7 protein-coding genes and 1 pseudogene are annotated in these 10270 nt (G+C 67.3%); 7 read left to right on the top strand and 1 reads right to left on the bottom strand.

The window, feature by feature from the left end:
* Positions 1–511, top strand: a pseudogene (locus tag D7V93_RS45240) (hypothetical protein); the annotation flags it as partial.
* Between the two features lie 16 nt (positions 512–527).
* On the opposite strand, the gene D7V93_RS28200 reads toward D7V93_RS45240, so the two are convergent.
* Positions 528–818: a hypothetical protein gene (locus D7V93_RS28200; protein ID WP_208723173.1), complete on the bottom strand. Its 291-nt coding sequence runs from the start codon at positions 816–818 to the stop codon at positions 528–530.
* A gap of 369 nt (positions 819–1187) precedes the next feature.
* Between D7V93_RS28200 and D7V93_RS28205 the strand changes: the two genes are divergently transcribed.
* The 6 genes from D7V93_RS28205 to D7V93_RS28240 all read left to right on the top strand — a co-directional run bounded on the left by D7V93_RS28205 (position 1188) and on the right by D7V93_RS28240 (position 10093).
* A complete protein-coding gene (locus D7V93_RS28205) occupies positions 1188–2186 on the top strand; it encodes an endonuclease/exonuclease/phosphatase family protein (protein ID WP_120646334.1) in 999 nt (332 codons plus the stop codon).
* Between the two features lie 344 nt (positions 2187–2530).
* Positions 2531–4858: a DUF1588 domain-containing protein gene (locus D7V93_RS28215; protein WP_120646335.1), complete on the top strand. Its 2328-nt coding sequence runs from the start codon at positions 2531–2533 to the stop codon at positions 4856–4858.
* A gap of 5 nt (positions 4859–4863) precedes the next feature.
* Positions 4864–6261 (top strand): DUF1552 domain-containing protein, encoded by a 1398-nt coding sequence (locus D7V93_RS28220; protein ID WP_120646336.1) that lies wholly within the window; start codon positions 4864–4866, stop codon positions 6259–6261.
* Positions 6262–6851: 590 nt separating this feature from the next.
* On the top strand, positions 6852–7877 hold the full coding sequence (locus D7V93_RS28230; RefSeq protein ID WP_244237558.1) for a hypothetical protein: 1026 nt from the start codon (positions 6852–6854) through the stop codon (positions 7875–7877).
* Positions 7878–7897: 20 nt separating this feature from the next.
* Positions 7898–8161, top strand: coding sequence for a hypothetical protein (locus D7V93_RS28235; RefSeq protein WP_120646338.1), 264 nt, complete (start codon positions 7898–7900; stop codon positions 8159–8161).
* Between the two features lie 333 nt (positions 8162–8494).
* Complete coding sequence (locus tag D7V93_RS28240) at positions 8495–10093, top strand: M10 family metallopeptidase domain-containing protein (RefSeq protein WP_244237559.1); 1599 nt, start codon at positions 8495–8497, stop codon at positions 10091–10093.
* The last annotated feature ends 177 nt before the right edge of the window (positions 10094–10270 follow it).

Here is a 10270-nt window from a genome sequence, read left to right on the forward strand (position 1 = left end):
CCCTGACACCTTCCTGCTCAGCTACTTCGAATCCTTCGAGACCCGGTTCGGGGTCGAGATCTGCAACGACATCGGGAACATGAAGCAGTTCCTTTCGACGAAGAGCATGAGTGTCTGGCCGGAGGTCTACCTCATGCCCTCGTTCGGGATGGCCACGGATCACATCTACTATTGTGGTCCCAAGGTGTCGGGATACATGTCGGTCAACAAGAAGGGTCAGGTCGAATACCTGGACAAGAAGTATGTCATCGACCTGGAAGAGGTGCACGGGACCAACATGGATGCCTTCGGGCTGCACCGCATCAAGCCCGGGCTGGTGGTGCAGAGCGATGGGCCTCGGTGCAGGGTTGCCTGCAAGCATCCCATGAGCCTTCGGTTCACGCTCATCCCCCCGCTGGGGTCCATCCCCATCAAGTCCGCGGGGCTCATGCCGCTGGACAAGGAATTTGCAACCGCCGTGCACCTCTTTCCCTCCTTCGACCTGAATCCCCTCAAGCCCTTCTGGGCATGAGAACGCCCGGCGAGCGCTACCGTCCAGGCGGCGTCTTGCGCTCCCGCAGCGCCTTGCACGGGTCGTCCTCCGGCATCGCCGGGGTGAACCAGACGTAGTCGTAGGGCAGGGGCGCGGTGTCCACGAGCGCCGCGTACTCCTGGGGTTTCACTGCCTCCGGTGACACCTCCAGGAGCGCCACGCTCAACACCTTCGCGTTCGGGTCCCGGCGCGTCAGGACCGCCTTTGCTTCGGCTTCGGGCACGGGGGCGTCCAGTTGCAATCGCGTGCGCAGCTCCAGGGGCAGGGCTTCAGGTCCCTTCATCACCAGCTCACGCACCTGCGCACGGGGCAGGTTGGCGGCTGCCCAAGCCCCCTGCCGCGCGCCTGAGGGGAGCGCGGCCTGAGCGGGCGTGTGCCCCATGAGGGCTGCACGGCTTCTGCACCGGCCAGGCGCACAGCTCGGCGGCACCCGTCAGCGTCCCTCTTCGGCACCTCTGCTCCAGCCCCCACCCTCAACAGGCCTTCTCTTCGCACGATGCGTGCCGGCTGTAATCCCGCTCACGGACGACAGGGATGGCGGGCCCTGTCCGCCGCCAGCCCCGCGGCCCCATGCCCTGACGCGGCGTGACGAGCCCGGCCGCCCCAATGCGGCCGAAGCAACTCCCGCTCTCGGTAGGCGAGAATTGAGAAAATCATGCGAACCCACGCCCACCGCCCCCATGTCGGCTCCAGCGGTCACCGCGCTCAGAAAGCCGATGAGCGCCAGAAGTCGCCCGGTTCCCCCAAGGGTGCCGCCAACAACGACCGCTTCGAGGCCAACACCGCCAAGGAGCAGAAGCCGAAGGGGGGCGTCGGTGGGCGGGTGGCCGCCCCGCTGAAGGATGCCGGCGCCACCGCCAGCGGCGGCTGCGGCACCCTCGCCCAGACCAGCGAGCCTGGCGGCAAGGGCGACGAGAGCGCGACCCCGTCGAAGCTCAAGGGCGCGACCTACAACGTCGAGCGCGACCGCGATCCGAAGGACGTGCAGCAGTGGCTGGGCAAGTACGCCAAGCACAACGACCTGGACTTCGTCCAGCTCCAGGAGATCAACGGCTACCACAAGGCCCTGGAGAAGATCCCCGGCTACCACCTGGTGACCTTCCCCGGAGCCAAGGACAAGGGCGAGACGGGCATCCTCGTCAAGGACAGCCTGATGGAGAAGCAGGCCCTGTCCATCCAGGGCGAGGGCGGCGGCTGGAACACCATCAACGGCGGCCATGCCCCTCCGCGGGCGGCCACCGCGGTCCAGCTCGCGGGCTGGCTGAAGGTGGTCTCGGCCCACCAGCCGCCCTCGGTCGACTGGAAGGACGGGAAGCCCGTCGGGCCGCCGAACCGGGTGAGCACCTACAAGTCGCTCTCCGAGAAGCTGCTCGCGTTCGCGAAGCGGCAGCTTGAGAAGAACCCTGATCAGGCGCTGCTCATCGGCGGCGACTGGAACGAGCCGGCATCGACGAAGGGAAAGTGGTCACCCAGCTGGATCGCCCAGCAGGCCGGCATGGTCACCCATGGCAGTGTGAAGTCCCACGGCCACGGCAAGATCGACTACGCGATGTCCGCCGGGTGCCAGGTCACGAACGTCAAGGCGGGCCCGACCGGCGGCTCGGATCACAACATCGTCACCTTCACGGTGCGCCGCCCGAAGGACCAGGACTGAAGCATCGCCTTGGGTGCAGGACTTCGGCCGGCCGTAGCGGCGCGGCCTTCAAGGAAGGGGCGCGGGCTTCTTCACGCCCACGCTCATTCCTTCGTGCGCGTCAGCGCCCCTGGAACCAGGGCGGACGGCGCTCGGCGAAGGCGGAGACGGCCTCCGTCAAATCATGGGACTGGAGGAACGCCGAGTTCCACACCGCCACGTACCGCAGGCCGTCCGCGATGGACTTGTTGAGCAGGGCACCTGCGCGCCCCCACCGGCGGCACCACAGATTGCCCAGGCAGGTCAGAACCCGTTTGGCAGGGCCTGCTTGCCATCCCACCCGCCATCCGTGCCAGTCTGGCCGAATGAACCGCGTCCTCCTGCTGGCCGGACTGTTGAGCCTCGTTGCGTGCACGGGCACCATCGAGCCAAACACCAACAACGGAGGCCCCAACAACCCAGGTGAGCCTGGCGGGCCCGGCGGGAACTTGGGCGCCGCGTGCGTGGTGCAGTCGGTGCTCGCCAATCGCTGCGCCAGCTGTCACGGCGCGCTGCCGACCCAGGGGGCGACGATGCCGCTGCGCACCCTGCACGACATGCGGGTGAGCTCGGCGATGGATGGGAAGCTCAGCAACGCCCAGCGCGCGCTCATCCGCATGCGCGACGACGCGTCTCCGATGCCGCCAGTCCCGCATGAGCGCGCGAGCGCAGCCGAGCGCACCGCGCTCGAGACCTGGATCAAGGAGGGGATGCCCCTCTGCAGTGGCACGGGCGGCCCGCCCGTGACCGTCGTGCCCGAACCCAACCTGCTCGATCAGTCCGCGCTCTTCACCTGCACCGAAGGCGTGCGCTCGGATGCGCCGACGCGGATCCGCCGCATGAACCGGCGCGAGTTCACCCGCAACGTCGGTGGCTCGGTCGAGCGCAGCTGGACCGGGTTCAGCTTCTACGACAACCCGCTCGATCCCAGCGCCCTCGAGCAATACAGCTCCTGGGCCACGGACGAGACGCTGGACGAGGCCACGGTGGAGCTCTTCCTGCCGGTGGTCGGCGCGGCCGCCTCGCCGTGGACGATGAACTACCCGGACGGCAACCGGATGGAGCGTGTCTACACCAACAGCCGCTTCAGCTGCATGTTCAACGACGCGAACCCGAGCGACACCTGCAAGCGCTTCCACCTGGGCCAGATGCTCGAGTTCGGCGTCTTCTTCCGCCCGCCCACCGAGGATGAGCTCACCCGCCTCACCGCCTTCGCGACCGCGGTCATCGCGCAGGAGCCGAGCAACTCCCCGCAAAACCGCGCGGACTCCATCACGCGGATCTCCAACGCCGCGTGGATGATGACCGGCGCCATGTTCCGCCGCGAGATGGGCGGCGTGCCGGCCAACGGTCGCGTGGAACTGACCAGCCTCGAGCTGGGCTCGCAGCTGGCCTACGCGCTTGGGGGGCGCGCGCCCTCGGCCACGCCGAGCTTCGTGTGGCCGTACTACTCCGCGCCCCTCGAGGGGCATCTGGCGGACGTGGCCACTGCCGCGAAGGATGGCTCGCTCACGCAGGATGCGACGACCACCGGCCTGATCAAGAAGCACCTGGGCGGCGTCGACGCCAACCAGAACGGGACACCGCGCTTCGATCTGGTGCAGGACTACAACGAGGAGCAGCGCTCCAAGCGCGGGCAGTACTGGCTGGGTGACGGCGTCGCGGGCTTCTTCCGCGAGTGGCTCGGCTACGAGCACGTGTCCGCGGTGTTCAAGGAGTCCCCGGCGGCGACCTCGCGCTTCGAACTCGAGGGGCTCGGCTACATCAGCTCGGTCTCGTACGACAACCTGCTCACCAACTTCCATCCGCTGGAGCCGACCTTCATCCAGCAGTTCGACGATCTGATCGCGCGGGTGGTCGTCGAGGATCAGGACGTGCTGGCGAACCTGCTCACCACGCGCACCTTCTACGTGCCCTCCATGCAGAACGCGGCGTACGACTCGCATAAGGGCCTCTCGCACCCCTACAACGTCAGCGAGATCCTCCCGGCGACCGTCGCGGGCCGCTGGAAGAAGCTGCCGGACACCGAGCGCGCGGGCGTGCTGACCCACCCGGTGTGGCTGGCCGCGCACGGCGGCAACTTCGAGGACGATCCGTCCATCGTCCACCGCGGCAAGTGGGTGCGCGAGAACCTCCTGTGCGGCTTCGTCCCGCCGCTCAGCAGCGTGCAGGTGGCAGCCCAGGTCGGCCCTCACGCTGCCGACAAGAACGCGCGCCGCCGCCTGCAGGAGGCGACCGCCGGATTGCAGTGTCAGGGCTGTCACCGCCTGATGGAGCCGCTCGGCCTGCCCTTCGAGATCTACAACCACGCGGGCTTCCTGCGCACGCGGGATCACTCGACCAGCGGAGGCTGGACCACGCCGGACGGAAGCTCGACGCTCACGTCGATGCCGGACCCCGCGCTGGACGGCCCGGTGCGCGACGCGGTGGAGTTGAGCGAGCGCCTGGCGACGTCGCGGCATGTGAAACGCTGCTTCGTGCGACAGGCCTTCCGCTACTTCATGGGCCGTCCGGAGAACCCGAGCGACGCCTGCACGCTGACGCAGATGGAGCAGGCCTATGATCAGAACAACGGCTCGTTCTCCAAGATGCTGACCACGCTGATGACCAGCGACACCTGGAAGACGCGGCGTTTGCCGCAGGCTGGAGAGTGACTGCCATGTTCTCGCGACGAACCGTCCTGAAGGGCATGGCCGCCGGCCTCTTCGCGCCCTACTTCCACGACGTCTACGCCCAGTCGTCAGCGTTGCCGGCGCGCCTGGTGCTGGTCCTCGAGTGCAATGGCGTCTACCCCCGCGCGCTCCTGAGCACGGGCACCCGCGCGGCGCTGGGTGGACGCGCCAACACCTCCGACCGCCTCTTCTGGGACGCGTACAAGGACACGCCGCTGGTGCGTGAGGGCGACAATCTCGCCAGCGCGATCAGTCTCGGGCCGCTGGCGGCGTCTTCCGGCAACATCGACCTGGTGAACCGCTCCGCCGTGCTGCTGGGGCTCTCAAGCCTCATCGCGGGCGGCGGGCACTCCAGCGGGACGGGCGGGCTGAGCTGCGCGGTGAACGGCGCGGGCGCGACCTTCGACGCGGTGATCGCACCTCGCCTGCGCCGGGGTGCACCGTTCGACGTGCTGCGCCTGGGCACCAGCTCCGCGCGCGTGTCGATCGTGTACGAGACCTGCGCGCTCGGACCCCGCAAGCCCGCGGGCATCATCGTCAACCCGTCGCTCGCGTTCGACAGCACCTTCGGCTCGCTGCTCGGCGGCTCGACGAATGGGCGCGATCGCAAGATGCTCTTCGACTTCGCGCTGGCCGACTCGCGGAAGGCGCTGGCGGAGTTCAGCGGCAACTCCAACGAGCGGCTGAAGCTGGAGCGCTACCTCTCCTCGCTCGAGTCGCTGCGCACGCGGGAGGATCAGCTCGCAGGCATGGCGGCCCGCGTGCGGCCCTACCTGCCGCTGGCGCCGAAGGACAACCCGCTCATCACCGGCGCGGGCTCACCGCCCGACTCGCTGAAGTGGTTCGAGGCGCAGTTCCAGATCGCCACGGCATCCCTCCTGGGCGGGCTGACGAACACGGTGGTGCTGGCGACGGGCACCTCGGGCTTCGACGTGGCCTACGGCCCGGACGTGACCGACATCCCGCGACACAGCCTGCAGCACGGCCTGGATGCGGGGCAGAACTGGGAGCGCGTCGCCGAGGTCACCCGCCGCCACGTGCAGCTGGTGGCGAACCTGGCGAGGACGCTGGCCGCCACGCCCGAGGTCGGCGCGAGCGGCTCGATGCTGGATCACACCGCGATCGTCTTCATGTCCGACAACGGCGAGCAGCACCACTCGACCTCGCGTGAGTGGCCGAAGCTCGTGGTGGGCGGCAACGCGCTGGGCCTGAAGACCGACGGGCGCACGGTCGTGTACCCGAAGTACGACGCGGCCCGGAACCGGCAGGTCTCCAACCTCTTCAACACGCTCGGCCACGCGTTCGGAGACGCGAACTTCAACACCTTCGGGCAGGAGGGCAGCACGCGCATCGCGCCGGGACCGCTGAGCGAGCTGTATGGCTGAGCCGCGAGAGCGGGCTGGGCGGCTGTGACGCCGCCACAGGCGCCCAACAGGAAGCGGCGCGGGGCCCTCCGATTGTGGAGTGCCAGCCGCGCCGCTCGGATGCTGCGAAGTTCGCTCGATTCACCGGCGCGAGGCTCGCTACGCAAAGAGCTTGCCGCCTGCCTGCGCACAGGCCGGACCCAGCGCCGGCCCAGCAAGCGCAACGACGTGGGCGGACAGCTGCGCGATAGGGTGATGCTCAGCCAGAGGCCGTCAGAAGCCGAGGACCGCGTGGTCGCAGGCCCCGCGCCGCGCCCCAACTCACAGGTGGCTGCGCATGAACCTCTCAGTTTCACTGTCTCATTCGCGTTGACAGGTTCCGCAGCCTCTTGCTGGCACCGCCTGCACCCTTGCTCGCGGAGCACATTCAATGGACGCCTCCGACAAATGGGCTTCGCCCTATGCGTACTAATTTTGTTTTCTTTGCCTTGCGGCTTATGGATTGAGAAAGGCTCGTCCACCCCAAGGAGCGTCAAGTGAAGCGTTGGAACGTTGGAGCGCTGGTGCTGGTTGGAACCCTCGCGGGCTGTGCTCCGCCAGAATCCGAAGCCTTGTTACTGGGGGAACCCGAGGCGGCCCTGGACTCACAATCCCAGGCGCTGTCCTATCCCAACGGAAGCAGCCGCACGGTGGTGTCACGGCGCGTCGTCTACAAGGACGCGTCCGGCGCCTACCAGCCAGCGCCGGGCTTCGAGCAGTTCCGCGCGGCCGGTGCCTCCGACAGCACGCTCCACGCCATCCGCATCGCCCAGGTGGAGGCCCCGAGCGTGCGCGAGGCCATCGTCTTCATGACCGCCGGACAGAAGATCTCCAGCAGCGGCCACTCCAGCGGAGTGACGGGCCAGTCCTCCAACTGGGACGCGTCCTGTGACGGCGTCTCCTGCCCCAACGTGCTCCTGGATGGCCGCTCCCTGGCGATGAAGCTCGATGCCCTGGGCTGGTTTCCTCCGGGCAGGACACACCTGTCCGTGGTCAACGACAACAACTTCGACCACCTGTTCGACAGCGACACGAAGCAGCGGATCGTCAACGGGTTCGTCCACTGGCTCCAGGCCCAGGTCCGCCCGGAGACGCGGTCCATCTACCTGGCGGGCAGCTCCCGCGGCGGGTGCCTGGTGATGCGCATCGCCCAGGCGCTCCGCGCCAACACGGCGCTGGATGGCATCACCGTCTACGTGTCGTCGCTGGATGGCGTGTGCAGGAACAGCCAGGGCGAACTGGGCACGCAGGACACCAAGCTCAACAACCCCGTGCGCCCCTGGGGCACGTTCTACGGCGCCTGGGCCACCCCCCTGCCCGCCCAGTTCCCCCGCCGCGAGCGGCTGCACCTGTATCAGGTGGTGGGAGGCCAGGAGGTCGCGCCGGCCACCGGTATCCGCGCCTTCTCCGGGTACGCGGGCACCACGCCTCCGTCCACGGGCACGAACCTGGACTGGGGCTGGTACAAGCAGACCTGGGTGAAGTGGCAGCACAAGGAGATTGGCAACCCGTACACCGACCCGAGCGCGTCGGAGCAGCCGCTCGCCATCTCGGAGACGATTGACGCGCAGCTCACCTGGCTGGACGGCCTGCTGTAATCCGACTGATCCACGGCTCGGTGTCGGTCGACCAGGCCCCGATCCGCAAGGCCTTCGCGAAGGCCAACGGCGTGAAGTGCGTCGCGGAAGAAGAAGGTGCCGCCGACGCCGGCGTGGTCGCCCATCGTCCGCTCCTCGGGGCGTTCGAAGCGTCCATGGAGACGCCGCGCACCCAGGGGCAGCTCCGCCGGTTCGCGCCAGGCCGCATCAACACCCACGCGCACCCCTGGCAATTCCTGTCACGGTGGCATGGACAACCTGTTGGGATGTCCTGGGAATCTTGACCAGGGAGGGTGGGCTTGGACTCACCCACGAGGGAATGTGAACAATTCCTGCGAGCCGGCTGATGCGCCGCGCAATCCGGATTCACATGCGCCAAGACCGGCGGGTGATGCGTCAAGAAAACATATCTCACTGATTGTCACTATTGCGTGAAATTCGCGTAAGAGTCTTTGGACCAGGAAGGGCGCTGGCCGCGCAACCCGCGGGCAAGACAGCCCTGATGCACAGCCGAGAGGCTGGAACGTCCACTGAATCGCAACAGATGCTCCACTGCACGGTGTCGCAGTGTCATGCGGCCACGGGCTGCGAAAGAGAAACGTATGCGGAAGCTGTCCATGACGACCGTCATGCTGTGCGGAGCATTGGTGTCAGGGTGCCAGGGAGAGGATTGGGAGTCCTCGTCCCACGAACAGCCCGGCGGCAACGGCACGGAGGCGTCTGTCGCGTCCACCCGGCAGGCGATCGTCTCCCCGGAGCTCGCGGCGTCGCTCGCGTGTGCCGAGACGTATGCCACCGCGGGGACCTGCGACTGGGCGCACTGGAGCGAGCTGGTGGAGACGTGCCTGACCTACGCGCACCCGGAGCTCGAGGACGGCGTCTTCATTGATGCGGTGCAGTCAGGCCAGTGTACCGCGGCCAACTGGTCCGTGCTGCGCGAGCAGCTCCTGGCCCCGCGCCCGCCGTCCGTCTTCGTGCGCGAAAGCTGCAACGGCGGCTCCCAGGTGATTCAAGAGGCCGCGTCCAGCGGCTGCTACACCCTCGCGCCGACCGCGGGCGCCTCCTTCGTCGACGTGCCGGTCGGCAAGACCGTGACGCTCCATGCCGCTGGGGACTGCACCGGCGACTCGGTGACTGTCGAGACCGACACGAACCTCTGTGAGACCTCGTTCGGGAGCGGCGCGAGCGCGAACGACAAGGTGCGTTCGTTCCGGGTTCAGGACGTCGAAGTCCTCCCCTCGTCGCACCGCTACGACTGTGCCAGCGGGGAGTCGACCTGCGTCGAGAACCACAACAACGCCAGCAGACTGGCCGCCATCAACAAGAAGCTCACCGTCAAGATCGTCCGCATGACGCTTGATGGCAAGACGACGCCCGCGTTGACCACCATCAAGAACACCGTCAGCAATCTGTCCGACTACTACGCAGTCGCGTCTCGCAACCAGTTGAGCCTGGAGGTCATCGCTTCGCAGAACGTGGTGGTGACGAGCACCAACTGTGCGACGGCGAAGACCCAGGCCCGCCAGAAAGCCACCAGCTCGAGCGCGTTCCTGACGGTGTATGTGCTGCCTGGCGGGGTGTGCTCCACCTCGAACGCCGGCTCGCGCAGTGTCAACCTCAAGGGCACCCTGTTCCGGGACTACGCCCACGAGGTCGGTCACGTGCTCGGCCTCGCGCACGGCAACGTGCGTGACCCCTCTACCGGCACGGTCAAGTCGTCCGGCGACTCAAGCACGTACATGGGCATCTTCGCGTCGGACAACTACAACCTCCCGCAGCTCCACTGGCTGGGGTGGACGAAGAAGGAGGAGATCGTCAAGATCAACTCGGCCATCGCCAGCAATGGCTTCACCGAAATCACCCTCCGTCCGGTGGGCAGCAACGCCGACAGCACCAACCCCCTGCCGATGGGCGCGGTCTGGGAGATTCCTGGCACCGACCAGCGCTTGTTCATCGCCGTGCCGAAGCCGCGCCTGACCGGCACGAACCAGATCGAGGGCGGCACGGTGTTCGCGTACCGCGCTCCCAAGTGCGTGGGTTGCACGGGCATGGCCATGGGCACGATGCAGATGGCGCGGTTCGGCGCCAAATCCATCAATGAGCACGAAGCGAGCGGCATCTTCATCACGCCGGTGGGCTACACGAGCAGCTTCGTCCAGGTGGACGGGCAGAGCGTCGAGGTGTTCACCTCCGTCACGCTGCGCGTCAGGCAGTAGGGTCCGGTTCAAGGCAGCACGGCGTCCCGGATGAACCGGGTCAGGGACTCTGTACCGCACCGGATTGTTGAGACACTAGATTGGTTGTAATCAGGCCGCTTGCTTCTGCATCAGCTCTCGCCGGGCCTGACTCGGCGAGAGGAAATGGTGGCGCTCCAACAGCCAGTGCTCGTTGTA

It is taken from the genome of Corallococcus llansteffanensis, assembly GCF_003612055.1.
Classification (GTDB): domain Bacteria; phylum Myxococcota; class Myxococcia; order Myxococcales; family Myxococcaceae; genus Corallococcus; species Corallococcus llansteffanensis.